This is a genomic window from Ferdinandcohnia sp. GQ5 (assembly GCF_059759275.1).
Genome location: NZ_JCAXEW010000018.1, coordinates 111646 through 128807, shown reverse-complemented (window position 1 = coordinate 128807; position 17162 = coordinate 111646). Strand labels below are relative to the sequence as shown.

General features: G+C 39.4%; 14 protein-coding genes and 11 tRNA genes. 2 read left to right on the top strand and 23 right to left on the bottom strand.

Features of this window, described 5'->3' with window-relative positions:
- Positions 1–25: 25 nt before the first annotated feature.
- The 12 genes from AC6CHV_RS20325 to AC6CHV_RS20270 all read right to left on the bottom strand — a co-directional run bounded on the left by AC6CHV_RS20325 (position 26) and on the right by AC6CHV_RS20270 (position 1735).
- A tRNA-Gly gene (locus tag AC6CHV_RS20325) sits at positions 26–99 on the bottom strand.
- Positions 100–116: 17 nt separating this feature from the next.
- A tRNA-Pro gene (locus AC6CHV_RS20320) sits at positions 117–193 on the bottom strand.
- Positions 194–201: 8 nt separating this feature from the next.
- Positions 202–278, bottom strand: a tRNA-Arg gene (locus tag AC6CHV_RS20315).
- A gap of 86 nt (positions 279–364) precedes the next feature.
- A tRNA-Leu gene (locus AC6CHV_RS20310) sits at positions 365–451 on the bottom strand.
- A gap of 17 nt (positions 452–468) precedes the next feature.
- Positions 469–549, bottom strand: a tRNA-Leu gene (locus AC6CHV_RS20305).
- 15 nt (positions 550–564) lie between these two features.
- A tRNA-Lys gene (locus tag AC6CHV_RS20300) sits at positions 565–640 on the bottom strand.
- Positions 641–674: 34 nt separating this feature from the next.
- Positions 675–749 (bottom strand) — tRNA-Gln (locus AC6CHV_RS20295).
- 20 nt (positions 750–769) lie between these two features.
- A tRNA-Val gene (locus tag AC6CHV_RS20290) sits at positions 770–845 on the bottom strand.
- 57 nt (positions 846–902) lie between these two features.
- Positions 903–974: transfer RNA gene (locus tag AC6CHV_RS20285), tRNA-Glu, on the bottom strand.
- Between the two features lie 10 nt (positions 975–984).
- A tRNA-Ser gene (locus AC6CHV_RS20280) sits at positions 985–1075 on the bottom strand.
- A 2-nt stretch (positions 1076–1077) separates the two neighbouring features.
- Positions 1078–1152, bottom strand: a tRNA-Asn gene (locus AC6CHV_RS20275).
- 121 nt (positions 1153–1273) lie between these two features.
- Complete coding sequence (locus AC6CHV_RS20270; protein ID WP_341329721.1) at positions 1274–1735, bottom strand: SprT family protein; 462 nt, start codon at positions 1733–1735, stop codon at positions 1274–1276.
- Positions 1736–1887: 152 nt separating this feature from the next.
- On the opposite strand from AC6CHV_RS20270, the gene cmpA reads away from it, so the two are divergent.
- Positions 1888–2001 (top strand): cortex morphogenetic protein CmpA, encoded by a 114-nt coding sequence (gene cmpA, locus AC6CHV_RS20265; RefSeq protein WP_087947091.1) that lies wholly within the window; start codon positions 1888–1890, stop codon positions 1999–2001.
- An 18-nt stretch (positions 2002–2019) separates the two neighbouring features.
- Here cmpA and AC6CHV_RS20260 read toward each other — a convergent pair whose 3' ends face one another.
- From AC6CHV_RS20260 to acpS, 8 genes are all read right to left on the bottom strand, one after another.
- A complete protein-coding gene (locus AC6CHV_RS20260) occupies positions 2020–4170 on the bottom strand; it encodes a Tex-like N-terminal domain-containing protein (RefSeq protein ID WP_498079572.1) in 2151 nt (716 codons plus the stop codon).
- An 82-nt stretch (positions 4171–4252) separates the two neighbouring features.
- Entirely contained in the window at positions 4253–5008 is a 756-nt protein-coding gene (gene sigB, locus AC6CHV_RS20255; protein WP_341329720.1) for an RNA polymerase sigma factor SigB, read from the bottom strand.
- Between the two features lie 254 nt (positions 5009–5262).
- The gene (gene ndoA, locus AC6CHV_RS20250; RefSeq protein ID WP_010284636.1) at positions 5263–5613 is read right to left on the bottom strand and encodes a type II toxin-antitoxin system endoribonuclease NdoA; all 351 of its coding nucleotides are present in this window, start codon (positions 5611–5613) and stop codon (positions 5263–5265) included.
- A gap of 4 nt (positions 5614–5617) precedes the next feature.
- Positions 5618–5899: a CopG family ribbon-helix-helix protein gene (locus AC6CHV_RS20245; protein WP_010284645.1), complete on the bottom strand. Its 282-nt coding sequence runs from the start codon at positions 5897–5899 to the stop codon at positions 5618–5620.
- A 224-nt stretch (positions 5900–6123) separates the two neighbouring features.
- Positions 6124–7287, bottom strand: a complete 1164-nt coding sequence (gene alr, locus AC6CHV_RS20240; protein ID WP_498079569.1) for an alanine racemase — start codon at positions 7285–7287, stop codon at positions 6124–6126.
- A 188-nt stretch (positions 7288–7475) separates the two neighbouring features.
- Positions 7476–9851, bottom strand: coding sequence for an immune inhibitor A domain-containing protein (locus AC6CHV_RS20235; RefSeq protein ID WP_498079568.1), 2376 nt, complete (start codon positions 9849–9851; stop codon positions 7476–7478).
- 289 nt (positions 9852–10140) lie between these two features.
- Entirely contained in the window at positions 10141–11157 is a 1017-nt protein-coding gene (locus AC6CHV_RS20230; RefSeq protein WP_121448466.1) for an outer membrane lipoprotein carrier protein LolA, read from the bottom strand.
- Between the two features lie 243 nt (positions 11158–11400).
- Positions 11401–11760 (bottom strand): holo-ACP synthase, encoded by a 360-nt coding sequence (gene acpS / locus AC6CHV_RS20225; RefSeq protein ID WP_341329718.1) that lies wholly within the window; start codon positions 11758–11760, stop codon positions 11401–11403.
- Positions 11761–11880: 120 nt separating this feature from the next.
- Between acpS and AC6CHV_RS20220 the strand changes: the two genes are divergently transcribed.
- Positions 11881–12600 carry a rhomboid family intramembrane serine protease gene (locus AC6CHV_RS20220; RefSeq protein WP_341329717.1) on the top strand — a complete coding sequence of 240 codons (720 nt, stop codon included), beginning with the start codon at positions 11881–11883 and terminating at the stop codon, positions 12598–12600.
- A 37-nt stretch (positions 12601–12637) separates the two neighbouring features.
- Here the strand turns inward: AC6CHV_RS20220 and AC6CHV_RS20215 are convergent, their stop codons facing one another.
- The 3 genes from AC6CHV_RS20215 to cshA form a co-directional block, all read right to left on the bottom strand.
- Positions 12638–14101 (bottom strand): PH domain-containing protein, encoded by a 1464-nt coding sequence (locus AC6CHV_RS20215; RefSeq protein WP_498079567.1) that lies wholly within the window; start codon positions 14099–14101, stop codon positions 12638–12640.
- The gene (locus AC6CHV_RS20210; protein WP_498079566.1) at positions 14091–14570 is read right to left on the bottom strand and encodes a PH domain-containing protein; all 480 of its coding nucleotides are present in this window, start codon (positions 14568–14570) and stop codon (positions 14091–14093) included. Before AC6CHV_RS20210 ends, AC6CHV_RS20215 begins: the two co-directional genes overlap by 11 nt.
- Positions 14571–15615: 1045 nt before the next feature.
- The gene (gene cshA, locus AC6CHV_RS20205; RefSeq protein ID WP_121448462.1) at positions 15616–17121 is read right to left on the bottom strand and encodes a degradosome RNA helicase CshA; all 1506 of its coding nucleotides are present in this window, start codon (positions 17119–17121) and stop codon (positions 15616–15618) included.
- Between the last annotated feature and the right edge of the window lie 41 nt (positions 17122–17162).

The following is a 17162-nucleotide window of genomic DNA, read 5'->3' as shown; positions in this document are numbered from 1 at the left end:
ATGTTTAGTTTTCAAAGAACTAATTTGGAGCGGGTGATGAGAATCGAACTCACGACATCAGCTTGGAAGGCTGAGGTTTTACCATTAAACTACACCCGCATATATTAAATTTCGTCTGGTCGGGAAGACAGGATTCGAACCTGCGACCCCTTGGTCCCAAACCAAGTGCTCTACCAAGCTGAGCTACTTCCCGATATAAAATGGCGCGCCCGAAAGGAGTCGAACCCATAGCCTTCTGATCCGTAGTCAGACGCTCTATCCAATTGAGCTACGGGCGCATATTAATCAGTGATTTGAAATCAGCGACTTTTCTATAATAGCATCTCACAAACATAATTGCAAGTACTTTTTTAAAAAAACTTTTTGGTGCGGTCGAGAAGACTCGAACTTCCACGGGATCAACTCCCACTAGGCCCTCAACCTAGCGCGTCTGCCATTCCGCCACGACCGCGAATACATTAAACACAGTGCGGGTGAAGGGACTCGAACCCCCACGTCAAAGACACTAGATCCTAAGTCTAGCGCGTCTGCCAATTCCGCCACACCCGCATTTATTGAAATAAATGGTGAGCCATGAAGGACTCGAACCTTCGACCCTCTGATTAAAAGTCAGATGCTCTACCAACTGAGCTAATGGCTCGTGCAATGTTTTTGATAACTGTTCGTAATCAAAATGGCTGGGCTAGCAGGATTCGAACCTACGAATGACGGAGTCAAAGTCCGTTGCCTTACCGCTTGGCTATAGCCCATTAAAGAATAAAAGATTTCATGGTGGAGGATGACGGGATCGAACCGCCGACCCCCTGCTTGTAAGGCAGGTGCTCTCCCAGCTGAGCTAATCCTCCATGTTTAGAGATAGAAATGGGAGGTAAGATTTTTCAATCCTACATCCCATCATTGTATGACCCGTACGGGATTCGAACCCGTGTTACCGCCGTGAAAGGGCGGTGTCTTAACCGCTTGACCAACGGGCCAATTTAAATCTGGCGGAGAAGGAGGGATTTGAACCCTCGCGCCGCTTACGCGACCTACACCCTTAGCAGGGGCGCCTCTTCAGCCACTTGAGTACTTCCCCATTGGCTCCGCAGGTAGGATTCGAACCTACGACCGATCGGTTAACAGCCGATAGCTCTACCACTGAGCTACTGCGGAATAATGTGACGACATTACTTATTATAAAAACAGACTTCCTTGTTGTCAAGAGAATCTATTTTTTTCTTGTTCAACCGTTTTTGCGGCGACTTTTATAATTTATCATATGATTAAATCAGAGTCAAACTTTTTTTACTTCCATTAATTTCCCTGAACATTTTCCACAAACGTACCGCTTTGTGTCGATTCTTCTTTTCCTTACATATCCTAGCCCACAACCTGTACATGTATACAAGTATTGCTTTGACATCTTTCTTTTTGTGACAGATTCTAATGGTTTACAGAATCGCGGAGCGTCCACAGCCTTTAAGAGATTCCGAAAGTCACGATCGCGATGCTGATATCCTTTTCCTTCAAGATGCAAATGATAATGACACAATTCATGCTTAATAATCCCAACTAATTCTTCAATTCCACGTTCTTGATAATACTTTGGATTCAGTTCAATATTGTGAGATTTTAGAAGATACCTTCCACCTGTAGTTTGTAATCGATTGTTAAAAGTGGCTTTATGAAGAAATGGTTTTCCGAACAGCTCTAAAGAAACCTCTTCTACTATCTTTTGTAGTTCAAACTGTTCCATATTTTTTCCTCCATTCCATCCTTTTCGAACAGGACTTACTGTATCTGCATACACTATATATACTCAAACCTATAGTTTGGTAACTTCACCACTATATTATCATTTTTTTATTTTTTGGAGGGTAAAAGTTTATTAACGAGGAGGTTTAGTCTATGCCTACTTGGCTTCAAAACCAAATGAAACGCGCCTACTATGAGAAAAATCGATACCAAATTAAATTATTGAATCAATGCTGGTATTTTTATAGAAAAAAACACTGCTCATGAGCAGTGTTTTAAGATTTTTTAATTTTGTGGCGGCAGCATTGTTAATGCCACTCTTCCTTTTTTAACATCGACGTCATCTATCCAGACCGTTACAACATCTCCGACTGATACTACATCAAGTGGATGTTTTACGAAGTTATTGCTTAGTTTTGAGATATGGACTAAGCCATCCTGCTTAACTCCGATATCAACAAACGCTCCAAAGTCTACAACATTTCGAACGGTTCCTTCAAGCTCCATGCCTTTCGCAAGGTCTTCAAGCTTAAGGATGTCTTTTTTAAGCAATGGTTTTGCCAGTTCATCACGCGGATCACGTTCAGGGCTTACTAATGCTTCTGTAATATCGTGAATAGTGATTTCGCCAATTCCCATCTCAGCAGCCACTTCCTCTGCCACGATAGATGAAATGGCTTCTTTTAATTTATCCGTACCGAGGTCATTACTCGTTAAACCATATTTCTCAAGAAGTTTCTTAACTTCTTTGTAGTTTTCCGGGTGAATTCCTGTTCGATCTAATGGTTCATCACCATCAACAATACGAAGGAAACCGATACATTGCTCATATGTTTTTGCACCTAGGCGTGGAATATTCTTTAATTCGCTTCTGTTCGAAAACTTCCCTTGTTCCTCACGTTTTTTGACGATGTTGTTTGCTACAGCTTTGGATAGGCCAGCTACATATTGTAATAAAGATGGGGATGCTGTGTTCACATTGACTCCAACCTTGTTAACTACTGTTTCTACAACAAAAGTAAGCTGGTCATTTAATTTTTTCTGTGAAACATCATGCTGGTATTGACCTACTCCTACTGACTTCGGATCTATTTTCACTAATTCCGCCAATGGATCCTGAAGTCTTCTTGCAATAGATACAGCACTTCTTTCTTCTACCTGGAAATCTGGAAACTCTTCTCGCGCTATATCGGATGCTGAATACACACTTGCACCCGCTTCATTCACGATAATATAGAAGATTTCTTGATTTACTTCTTTTAAAACATTCGCGACAAATTGCTCTGTTTCTCTTGAGGCTGTACCGTTTCCGATCGCCACCATTTCAACCTTAAATTCTTGTAGAATAGATTTGATTTTCTTAACCGCTTCTTCTTTTTTATTCACTGGTGGGTGCGGATAAATGACATCTATTTTTAAAACTTTCCCTGTTTCATCAACAGCAGCTAGTTTACATCCTGTTCGATATGCAGGATCAACTCCTAGAACAACCTTACCTTTTAGTGGTGGCTGTAACAGTAGATTACGAAGGTTTTCTGAGAAAATGTGAATGGCTCTGTCTTCTGCCTTCTCCGTCAACTCTTTTCGGATTTCTCTTTCAATTGAAGGCTGAATCAAGCGTTTATAGCTATCTTCAATTGTTTCTACGATATATGGAGTTACCGGTGAATTTTCCTTCTTTACGATTTTCCGATGTAAGAAGGTTATAATTCGGTCAAGAGGTGGTTCAATTGATACACGTAAGATTTCCTCTTTTTCTCCACGATTCATCGCTAGTACACGGTGTGGAACTACCTTATGAATAGGTTCCTTGTATTCATAGTACATTTCGTAGACATTTTTTTCGTCTTTTTCTTGATCCTTTACCGCTGTTTCAATCGTGCCTTGTTTGAAGGTTTCATTGCGGATCCATTGACGGAAAGTCGCGTCGTCCGATATCCACTCAGCGATAATATCTTTAGCCCCCTGGATAGCATCTTCAGCACTGATTACCTCTTTTTCCTCTGAGATGAACCCGGTAGCATATTGTAAAACATCTACATTCATCGGGAAAGTATATAACCATTCCGCAAGTGGCTCGAGTCCCTTTTCTTTTGCCACAGTCGCTTTTGTACGACGCTTTTGCTTATATGGTCTGTATAAATCCTCAACCTGTTGTAGCTTTGTCGATTTCATGATTTCTGCTTGAAGGTCATCGGTTAACTTTCCTTGTTCAGAAATAAGTCGAATAACCTCTTCTTTTCGTGTTTCAAGGTTCTGTAAATACGTCCATTTTTCTTGCACATCCTTAATTTGTACTTCATCTAAAGAACCTGTCAGTTCTTTACGATAACGCGCAATAAAAGGTACGGTATTGCCTTCATCTAAGAGGTTAATCACACTATGCACTTGCTTTGTTGTAATTCCAATTTCTTTGGCGATGGTTTTTACCATCATTTCATTTGTTTGCAATGTCTGTGTCAAAACTGTTTTCCTCCTACTTTCACTTCTAACCCTTATCTATTTTACCAAAATTAACTCATCCAAGTACTGCTTCTCGAAGCTTTTTAATGGCTTTTCGTCGGATCCGGGATACATGCATTTGTGAAACCCCGACTATTCTTCCCGTCTCTCTTTGACTCTTCTCCTGAATATACGTGTAGTAAAGAATTCTCTTTTCACGTTTAGTAAGAACATGGAGAGCATTCTTTACATCCAATCTTTTCAATACCTTTTCGTAAGATTTATCTTTCTTACCCACCGTCTCTATTATCGATTTGCCTTCAGAATCCGGGTCAATCGGCATTTCAATTGACTTTGAATAATATGCTTGTCCAAGTTCCATTGCTTCTAGAACTTCCTTTTTATCTATTTGAAGATGATTTGCGATTTCATGTACCTCTGGTGTCCTTTGCAGGGCTATTGTAAGTTCTTCTTTTGCCTTTTTTATCTTAATTCCGAGTTCCTTAGCCCCTCTTGGCACATGTACACTCCATGTTTTATCACGTAAAAAGTGTTTAATTTCACCAATAATTGTTGGTACAGCAAAGCTATTAAAGCTCTTTCCAACCGTTCGATCGAATCTTCTAATCGCACCTAAAAGCCCAATTCTCCCTACTTGGACAATATCTTCGTGAAAAGCTCTGCCTTTCGAGTAGTTCCAAGCAATTGAATTAACAAGATTTTCATACTTCTCAACGATTTCCCTTTCTATTTCCTTTGAGCCAGTTTTTTGGAAGTCCTGTACCAGCCTTTCTACTTCATCTCGTCTCGGATTTGTAGATTGCCTTTTCATTTTTTCCACCGCTCTCTCTTTTTTTGTTTTGAAAGGTATTTAAGGATAATCCTTATTATGTACTTCGATAGAAAAGATGTGATGTCCTTCACATTTCAGAATTTGTTACATAAGTAAAATGCTTTTGTAATATATTATGCAAATGGCATTTATAGGATCAATTTGACTAAGAACGCCACATTTGTGGGACTAAAAAATAAAAGAAGCTACCACGGGGTAACTTCTCATAGACGTATCACATATAAATAAATGAATTAAAAATCGATGAGTCCTAAACTAATTTGTAAGGCATCATCCACTCTGTCCATCATCTCTTCATCGAGATGTGTTATCTTATCGGTTAGACGCTGCTTATCGATTGTACGAATTTGTTCTAACAGAATAACTGAATCGCGCTCAAATCCATAACGCTCCGCATCGATCTCAACATGGGTTGGGAGCTTCGCTTTTTGAATTTGTGCAGTTATGGCTGCGACAATGACTGTGGGACTAAACCGATTCCCGATATCGTTTTGGATAACAAGAACAGGACGAACGCCTCCTTGCTCTGAGCCAACAACTGGGGAGAGGTCTGCAAAATAAACGTCGCCACGTTTTACAATCAAATGATTACCCCCCGCTAACTAAGCGTTCTACGGTGTGGTCAGCCTCAGATTCAGCTAAAAAAGCCTCCGATGCAATAGTAAGGTTGATTTTTGCCATTTCCATGTAACCGCGTCTCATAGATTCTGTAATTTGACGCTTCTTTCTCTCGCGTAGATACATTTTTGTAGCTTGATAAATCAGTTCATTACGGTTACCGTTTTCTTGTTTCACTAGGCCATCCAACTCACTAATTAGGTTTTGTGGTAATCGTACTAGAATTTCTGTTGTTGCGCTGGATTCAGACACAAACATACACCTCCACCAACTTGCCACCAATATTCTACTCCAATCTTAATAATACCATTATTATGATTAGATGCAAAGCTTAATCCATTAATTCTTAATTATTATCGACATATACAATTGGTTTTTATGCATAGGTTTTACAAGGTTTCCAGAACCTGCATTTATTTTCGTGCATAAAAAAAGAAAGTTATCCAACGTGTACAACCATTGTACTATTTTCTCTACTAGTAATGTCTTAATAACGGATTTCTCACTTCAATTATTCTCTTATTTCTTAAAAAAATACGTGGAACCCGAAAACTTATCGTACATGTAACCTCGTAGTTGATTGTTTCAAGAGCACTTGCTACATCGTCTACACTAATAATTTTGTTTTTTTGCTCCCCGATTAACGTGACTTTTGTGCCTATCGGGAGTTTATTTGGAAGTCGGACCATAAATTGGTCCATGCAGACACGACCAATGATTTGACAAAATTCACCGTCAATTAAAACGTTCGTATTCTGTAGTTTCCGAACCCAGCCATCGGCATAGCCAACTGGAACTGTTCCGACCCACATATCTTCATCTGCTGTAAATGTTGCCCCATAGCTTACTTTTTCGCCTTTTGAAATTCGTTTTACATGGACAAGCTTGCTATGGAAAGAAAAAGCTTGCTCGAGCTCGTATGGCAGTTGATCTTTTATTTCCAGTGATGGAGTCATTCCATACATCCCAATTCCCAGTCTCACCATATTAAATACTTTATCGGGGAAACGATAGCCAGTTGCACTATTTGCACAATGTACTAACTTCGGTTTAAATGGAATCCATTCAAGCATTGCCTGGAAATTCCGATATTGTTGTTCAAAATAAGATGTATCAATTTCGTCTGCTGTTGCAAAATGAGTAAAAACACCTTCAAGTTGGAGTTGAGGATTTTGCTCGATTTTCCTAAGGATTGTTTGCAATTCCCCTTTTTCTTTAACTCCAAGACGTCCCATTCCTGTATCAAGTTTCAAGTGAAGGGTAAGTGGAGTACTGCCTTGATAGTTTTCCAATACCTCATCAAGCCACTCCCCGCTATATATGGTGAGGGCTATATTGTGTTCTGCTGCAAGCGCTACGTCAGTTGGACGTGATGCTCCAAGTACAAGAATCGGTGCATCTATTCCTCCGTGGCGTAGAGAGACCGCTTCATCGATAAAAGCAACTGCAAGATGGGTAGCTCCCGCTTCAAGGGCAGTTTTTGCAACCTCCACGTCTCCGTGTCCATAGGCATTTGCTTTAACGACCGCCATTACCTCTACGGGTTCCGGTAAAAACCCTTTCATGTTTTTTACATTATCAAAAATGCAATCTAGATCCACTTCAACCCAAGTATCACGATAAAAATGGGTAGAGTCCATGAATAAACACCTTCTTAGATTATTAACTACTATATGAATTCGATGATTAAACTTAGTTGTGTCCATGTCAATGGTAGTTTTTCATCATACCCATCTTAACATATGACGAAAAAAAGAAAATATGTTGAAGAAAATTCACAATACATGGCAAAGACCCCTTTGGATGGCAAAGGGGTCTTACAAAATTATTATTTAAAAATTAACACCTTACCCACTGTACCATCAGCACTTTGGCCAACAACACGGAATTTCAGACCGTATTCAGGAATATTACGTCCTGCATCAACTAAGCCTGGGTTACTATAGTCGGCACTGTCGTCAAATAATGGTGTGCGTTGGGTGAAGTTGTCTTTCATTGTAAATTGACCTGGGTAATCTAAGAACATTTTCTCTGATTTCTCCAAACTAAATGCTGCATCATGTAGTTGATAACGTGATGCACCCACCGCTTTGTCACTCCAGTAGTTAGTATGTTGGTCGGCGTCTACAACCCCTAGGAATCCATCACCAGGATGTTCGCCAGTCCAATTATTGTCATAGCTTTCATCGACATACCAGACAACTAAACCTGGATCAAACGACATTAGGCTTGCACCACGGCGGATATGCTTTAATCCTTCATCTACACCATTATGAGTTCTCCATTCTAGTAAATAGTAATGTGTTGATGTATATTTACCATCATGTTTTTCAAAACCATCTAATGTGAATTGCGGTTCTCCTTCCGCTCCATCAGCGAACACTTCATTTCCGTCTACAGTTACTCTTACATTATCCGCAAAGAATCCATCAAGATTTGTCGCCCAGTCTGTCATTGAACGGAATTGTAGTTGAATTTCTTGTCCAGCAAACTCACTTAAATCAATTGTTTCATGAACCCAACCGTTACTTGAACCAGTGTAGCCAGGTAGATTTTCTTTAATTGCTGGATATCCGTCTGGGTCAAGAGTTGATGATGTTCTGTCACTTGAAAGCGACGTCCATGTTTCACCACCATCTGTTGAGACTTGAACCATGGCATAATCCCAATCCTTTTCGATGTTATACCAAGCGTCAAAGTCTAAGGTTGCACTTGTTTTATCTGTTAAATCGACTGTTGCCACCATTTTATGGTCAGCCTCGTCACCTTTACCGCCATAATATTCAAAAGATCCAGTAGCAGGAGTATTTAATACATTTACCTTTCCTGGTAAATCAACACGTACTGCATCATTATTGGTACCTTTTGTTACCGCCTCATCAAGAAGTACTTCAGTTCCCTGTTTTGTAATATCATCAGCATGTAAGGTTGTTCCACTTAACCAATTACCACCATGAAGGCTTTGTAGCATTTCTTTTGCAAACGGACTCATACCAGGCGGTTCTGTACCAGGTATATCTCCAGCCCAACTACCCGATGACATTAAAGACCAAAATTCGATGGCTTCTCCTGCTCCGCTATAAATCGTGTCATACTCATCAGGAAGACCTAAATCATGACCAAACTCATGAGTAAACACACCTGCAGCCCCGTCTTCAGGTTCGATTGTGTAATCAAATGCACCTAAAAGTCCGCCAAAACGGTCACTATTTGAAGTTCCTCCAGGTACAGCAACTAATTGACCAAGGTCCCAACGGTGCGACCAGATAGCATCTCCTCCAAGAGACCCTCCACCTGCTTCTTCACCTACACCTGCATGGATAACCATAAGATGGTCAATAATTCCGTCTGGCTCATTATAAACACCATCTTCATCATAATCGTCACGATCCCAAACATCGTATTCACTTAAGTCTACATTTGGATCTTGCCCAGCTTTTGTTAAAGCTTCATACACTAACGTACGTGCACGAGCATCACTGCCGTCTGGCGTTGGGTAATTCCCACCATAATAAGCAGCTGGATGATCAGCTGTATACCAGCCAGCTACAGTTCCATCAACTGTATAACTTCCACCTGATTGTTGTTCATAATATTGCTTCATGGATATTAAATTTTCTCCGTTTGGTCCTTCATATCCATCCTCTCCGAAAATCATGTTTTGGAAATGATCATGGGTATAGTCCTCATACCACATGTCTGTTTCTTCTTTTGTAATGGAGCTTTTTTCATAGTCTGGGAAATCAATGGCTAGGACTAGAACCTTATCATGGCGTACGTCACCGTTATATCCCTCTTCTTGTACAGGATCTACTGTATTTTTCTTAGCTTGTCCAAGCTTGTTCCCCTTTCCATTTTTCAACCCATTGTTATTTGTTTTATTTGCAGATTTAAGATTGGCATCAAGCCCCTTTGGTAGCTTGTCCTTTGTTTGGCCAGAGTTTGATGCTTTTGCTTTTAGGAATTTTTTCAACACCTTCTCCGCTTCTGCTGGTGAAGCATTTTTTGCAATTTTGCCGTTTTTCTTGAGCATTTCAATGAGCTTTTCATCGTTTGCGATTCCTAAGTCGATTGGTGAGCCTTGTGAAGCTAGTTTTGAGGATACATCTGATGCGCTAGCATTTGTTGACATGGCTGGACCTGCTAATAGTCCAACGCTTAATGATAAAGCAAGTGCTGTGGAAAAAATCTTTTTCTTCTTCAATTTCATACCCCTCCTACAATCTGTTTTTAGTTCCGTACATTTTGTCCATAATTTCTAACAATCCCAACCCCTTTCAATACTTGGACATGTCTCGCTTAAATAATGTAACAGAGTCTTTTTAAAAAATTTGTAGAAATTCTATATATAGAACTTTTTTTGTTCGTTAAATTCTTCGTTCTATCATCCTCATCCGACAAGATACTTCGGTTTGTGAAATAAATCGTAAAGGATGCCGTCGAAATTTAAAGACAAAAAAACAGACCCGATTATTCGGGCCTGGGTTCGGAGTTTATTTTACAGCCTTGCCTTGTACTGTACGTGCAACTGAGATTAACTCTTCTTGAGTTAAATCATCTGATGCAATCATAAATTCTGCACCATTGTGTGTCCATGAAATTGCTTTATCTGTAAGAGTACCAACTGTAAATCCAAGGTCAACAGGCTCACCGCTTAATGAAATCGTTGTAGCAACCTCAGCAACGCGGGCTGTTTCCTGGATCAGTGTGAAGGTTTTCTCTCCACCAAAAGTCATAATGACACGTGTTCCATTTTCCGTTTCGATTTTCTTTTCTTCTTTTAATTCAACTCCAGCAAGGGCATCCTCTGAAGGATATAGAACTTCTAGTGGTTGCTTATCAACCTCACCCATAACTGGGATCTCACCAATATTTGCAGAAGACATATTCTTTTCAACATCAAATGCTGATTTATCAAAGCTTGCATCAAACTCAACCTTCGTGAATTCAACTAACAACAATACTTTACGATCAGGGTCCATTACCTTAACAGAAACTGGAGCTAAGTCCTTTTTGTTAAATGTAATTTCTTGTTTTGGCAGCATATTATTATTTTTGTAATTTGTTTTTGTTTCAAAAATGTACTGATCCTTTGTAGCTGTAAATTTCGCTTCTGGATCTTCCTGCACATCATGTACTAGAGATTCAAACAGATACGCTTGGCTGCTGTTTTCTGGCCAGTCACTTTGGAAACGGAAGCTTTTGTTAAGAGCAGGTGTCAGAACAAATACTCCTTCTTCATTGCGCAAAATCATCTGGCTTTGGTCCTTTTCTGCATTCTTAAGGTTTACTCGATAGAATGTCGGCTCCTTGTGCCAAATTTCCACTTCATATACTTGTGGATCATTGCCTGTTTGAAGCGTCATCTTCGCATCTGCCTTATAGCCAGTCATTTTTTGTACCTTTGCATCTAATGCACTAACCACATCTTCTTGTGATTTTTCCCCACATGCCGCTAGTACAAGGGCAATAAGTAGCCCTAATAACAACAAAAATACTTTTTTCTTCATTTCCTCTTCAACCCCTTTGCCTCTTATCGCCTATTGGTAGAGACAAAGTGTATTAAGTGACGAACAGGTTAGGAATCATTTCCGTGCGTATTAGGACCCCTTCATTTTCCTAGCGTTCTTTCCAACTCAACCGTGAAGCTTATTTACCAAACTAAGTGAAAATCACACCGTTCATCATATTCATACACCTTGTCTCACCTACCGCACTAAAAATATATGAGGCAAAGTTGTGTAATATGCAGACTAGCTTGACAAGCTTTCAAGAATTACTTGCGCAACGGCATAATCTTTACTGTGCGTGATGGATAAATGGGCCTTTTGATTCATTGGTCTTATAAGGACTGGCTTACCTTTTTCATCTGATAAAACCTCGATATCCAAAAAACTCAAATTCTCACCAATTCCAGTTCCAACAGCCTTTGAATATGCTTCTTTCACGGCGAACCGACCTGCAAGAAACTCTACCTGGCGGGACTCAGAAAGACGAAAAAATTTTTCCTTCTCTGCATTTGTTAATATCCGATCTACAAATTTTTTCTGTCTATGTAAAATTTTTTTAATTCTTTCAAGCTCTACAATATCAATACCTGTTCCAATGATCATTTCAAAATCCTTTCTTCTATAAAAAAGCTTTCAATCATAAGATGGTACAAACGTTAGAGGATGTTCGCCATCTTTTGAAGAATATAGTACGATAAGATGACTACATAAAGGAGTAATAAGATGTTTATAAGAACTGAAAGCTTTCGTCAATTTTTACGATTATATCCTATTATATCAATATTAATCGGGATTCATATTTTTCTTTGGCTGTTGATTTTTTTATCTCTTCCATTTGGAACAACTCTTATGCAGCACATGATTGGATTCAATTTTTTAATTTCTGAAGGCGAGTATTGGAGATTAGTCACTCCCATTTTTGTACATAGCGGGTTTGGCCATATGTTGTTTAATTCATTTTCACTTGTCTTGTTTGGGCCTGCGTTAGAAAGGATGTTAGGTAAATTCAAATTTATCATTGCCTATCTTTTAACCGGGGTAGCTGCAAACCTAGCAACCTTTTACATTGAACCACTAGAGTTTGCCCACGTTGGTTCTTCAGGGGCTATATTTGGATTGTTTGGTATTTACTTATATATGGTCTTGTTCCGTAAAGACTTGATTAGTCAAATGAATTCTCAACTCATTATGACAATTTTAATCATTGGTCTAGTCATGACATTTATAAATACCAATGTCAATATTATCGCCCATATATTTGGTTTTCTTGCCGGCGCTATCATTGGACCGCTCGTTCTACCGAAAAGCTCAGGACAGCCACAGATCATCATGGCAGGAGATTCATCTTACAGACCTCGAATGAGGATTCCTAGACAATTTTCTATCAAACATATTATCTGGTTAATCATTATCATCTTGGTGATACTCGGAATTTTCCTCTAAAAATGAAAGAGCTAAAGCGACTCCGCTTTAGCTCTTGTTAATCATTAAACGGCATATCTTCTGCCATTTTCTTATTTCGCTGTCTGTACCATTCCCAAATGATCCAGCAATCAGAAATCTGTAGATCCTTCACTTCAAACCCTTTGCCTGCGATTGCTGATTTAATAAAGGTTTTAACTGTTCCAAGATTTTTTTTCCTTTGGAAGTGGGATTGTTTCTTGTCCAAGGATTGGATTCGCTTTTTATGATGAAGAACGGTTACTTTACTAAAAAAGCGAAACTGTAAGGTTAACTGGTCCCCCTCTATCTTCCAGCCAGCCACTTTATAGCGACTATAGCCAAGCATTACTCCAATAGGTAAAAGGAGCAAACCTAGGTAACCCCATGAACTAAAGACATAGGACAACATGACAATTGCTGGTACAAACGCTAGAAAAGGCAGCATTCCCCTAAACATATATCTCCACTTTGCATTGGGTGGTGCGTAATTTTCAATTTCTTGCATCTGATAGTCAGATACAAAATGCTGCAACAAATGATTAATGGCATTTTTCTTTACTAAAGGAAAGAGCACAGTTGAGAAATCTTCTCCTTTATTAATCGAGCCACCAGCACTTTCAATATATACTGTTGCATAGCCTAAAGGCTGCCTGATTAAATTCTCACCAATACGTATGGCCTGTATCCGTGTTAACGGAATGGTTGTCTGCTTCTTTTCAATCAATCCTCTCGTTATAAAAAGCTCATCTTCTCGTTTTACGACTGTAAAATTGGCGTAGCGAAGGGTCATAATTAAAATCCCAACTATCCACGCGATCAATAAGAACAAAGCAATGAGTGCGATGATATAGATTAAAATCGATAGACTGACATATTTTTCAATCGTATTATATAATTTTTCAAACGGTAGATATTCTGCAAACTGACTCAAAAATGCGAGTACACCGGAAATAACAATCCCGATTCCCCCTGAGGTGGATGCAAGGACCAGCAGTTCCTTTGGAGTAATTTGATATGTAAATCTCGTTTTTTGTGTTTCAGTTTCTTCTTCCTCATGCTTTTTCGAACGGGATAAAATTTCACGTAATTGATTGGCTTCTTCTTCTTTAATAGCTGTTAGAACAGCCTCAGCCTGCATACCCCCACCCGCTGTTTCCACCTGTAGTTTGACCAATCCAAAAATTCGTTGAATAATACCAGCGGAAACATCTATCGTTTGAATTCGCTCAATGGGTATATAGCGTTTTTTACGGATAATCACTCCATATTCAATTCGTAACTCTCCACTTTCTATCCGATAGGTGTAACGATACCAATGCAAGACTCCATAGATCAACATTAATAGAATAAAAGCACATGCACCTAATAAATAATACTTTTCAAAATCATCCCCCGGCCCAACAAAAAAGAGGAAAACTAAAGGGAGTATCATTTCTTTCAGTTGCTTAAGGAAGCTTAAAATGCCAGCAACCGGATGCATCCGACGTGATTCAAACATCATCTTCATCCACCCTTGCTAATCTTGAAATTGAGTCACGCAATTGGTCTGCTTCCTCCAAATCAAGTGCTGGTATTTCATGAACTGTTGCTGCTGTGGAAATAGTAACAGTAGCTAAATGATGTTTACGCAACAACGGACCTTGCTGAGTATCAACGTGTTGGACGCGGTTCATCGGTATAATTGTTCTTTTTACAATTAAAACGCCACGTTGGAGGTCAATTTCATGTTCATGTACCTCATATCTCCAGCGTTTCCACTTCAGCTTCGGTAAAATGAAAATAGTTAAAATTGACTCAATCATGCAAAGTATAAGTAGACCAGTTAATATCCAGTACGTCCAATCAAAAATAATCGTAAGGACTAAGACCGTAATGGCTATAGCCCAACCAATCATAGACGAAATGATTGCAGATGTTTTCCATACTGTTAAGGCACGTGTACTAATCCGATTTTTCGGGATGTCCCTCATAATCAACAACCCCTTCTGAATTGGAATATTATTCTTACCAACCTTCTCAGTATAAATGATTTTGAGAAAATTTGACATAAGAAAAAATAGTAGCCATAATAACATCCGACTAATTGACACAAGATTATCTTCTGGGTGATATTCATCCACACTTTGAAGGGGATTTCGTACTGACTCTCGACCGCTTATCCCCTTCATATACTCTATGAAGAGATTTCGAACTTTTTCTTTACCACTTTTCCTCTTCATCTACGCTATGAAGAGGATTTCATACTGTTTCTCCACCGCTTTTCCTCTTCATCCACCATATGAAGAGCATTTCGGACTGATTCTCTACCGTTTATCCACTTCATCCACCATATGAAGAGCATTTCGGACTGATTCTCTACCGTTTTTCCTCTTCATCTACGCTATGAAGAGGATTTCCTACTGATTCTCTACAGTTTTTCCCCTTCATCTACGCTATGAAGAGGATTTCCTACTGATTCTCTTTCGCTTTTCCTCTTCATCGACTTTATGAAGGGGATTTCATACTATTTCTTTACCGTTTTTCCTCTTCATCCACGCTTTGAAGAGGATTTCCTACTGATTCTCTACCTATTTTCCTCTTCATCGACTTTATGAAGAGGATTTCGTACTGATTCTCTACCGATTATCCCCTTCATCCACCCTATGAAGAGGATTTCCTACTGATTCTCTACCTATTTTCCTCTTCATCTACGCTATGAAGAGGATTTCGTACTGATTCTCTTACGCTTTTCCTCTTCATCGACTTTATGAAGGGGATTTCGTACTTTTTCATTACCACTTTTCCACTCACCCACGCTATGAAGAGGACTTCTAACAGTATCTCTACTGCTTTTCCTTTTCATCCCCGCAATAAAGAGGATTTCGTACTGATTTATCTACCGTTTTTCCTCTTCATCCACGCTATGATGAGAAATCCAAACAGCTCTCGACCACTTTTCGTGTTCATCATTCATACAAACCAAAAAAGGCGTGCTAAACTGGGGTCAGTTTACACGCCTTTCTTTGGTTGTTAAAATTATTCTTCGTTTTTACGGAAATTGCCGCGTCGATTGCTACTTGAAGAGTAACGATTTCCGCCGGATCCTTGACGACCACCTGAACCTTGTCGTCCTGCATTTCCTCGACCGCGGTCACGACCACCCTTATAACGCCCACGGTCACGTCCACCACCACGATTATTATCACGGTTGTCTCTCTTTACGCGAACAGGTGCTTCCTCAGTTAGTTTAATTGGAGTTGCATCTGGCTCTTTAGTCATTAACTTAATTGCAGCTGCAACAACAGAAACTGAATCATGCTCTTCTAAAAGCTCTTCAGCGATACGAGTATAATATGATAAATTATTGGACTCGATCATAGATACGATTTTTTCCATCGTGATCTTTTGTTGACCTTCTAAAGCCTCATCTAATGTAGGTGGCTTCATTTTGTCCATTTTACGTTTTGTTGTATTTTCCACGTTTTTAAGTTGACCAATTTCTCTTGGTGTTACGAAAGTCATCGCCATACCATGTTTTCCTGCTCTACCTGTACGTCCAATTCGGTGTACATAGCTTTCAGGGTCTTGCGGAATATCGAAGTTATAAACATGAGTCACACCAGAAATATCAAGTCCACGGGCTGCAACATCTGTTGCAACTAATACTTCGATAGATCCTTCTTTGAATTTACGTAAGACGGATATACGTTTTGCCTGACTAAGGTCACCGTGAATACCTTCTGCTGCATATCCTCTTAAATTTAGTGCTTCAGAAAGTTCATCAACACGACGCTTCGTACGTCCAAAGATAATCGCTAACTCTGGAGATTGGATATCTAATAAACGAGTTAGGACATCGAACTTTTTCTTTTCTTGTACTTCTAGGTAGTATTGTTGAATGTTTGGTACTGTTACTTCTTTTGCTTTTACTTTCACAACTTGTGGGTCTTTCATGAAACGCTCAGCAATGCGTTGGATTGGACCTGGCATAGTTGCAGAGAAAAGTAAAGTTTGACGTTCATCGGGAACACCTTTTAAAATTGCTTCAATATCCTCAATAAAGCCCATGTTTAACATTTCATCTGCTTCATCTAGGACAACCGTTTTTACATTTTGAAGCTTAAGAGTTTTACGATTAATATGGTCTATTACACGTCCCGGAGTACCAACAATGATATGAGGGTGTTTCTTAAGTGAACGAATCTGGCGAGAGATATCCTGCCCCCCATAGATTGGTAAGATTCGAACACGGTTGAAGTGCCCGATTTTATGAAGTTCTTCAGATACCTGAATCGCAAGTTCACGAGTTGGTGCAATGACAATTCCTTGAATGTTGTCGTCTTTTACATCAACATTTTCGATAAGCGGAATTCCAAAAGCCGCTGTTTTTCCTGTTCCTGTTTGAGCTTGACCAATTACGTCATGCCCTTTTAATGCTAATGGAATCGTTTGTGCTTGAATAGGGGTTGCCTCTTCAAACCCCATTTTACTAATTGATTTCATTAGGTCTTGACTAATCCCTAGTTCGTTAAAAACTGCCAATTTTTTCATACTCCTTTTTGCTAATCTATTTGTACAATGAC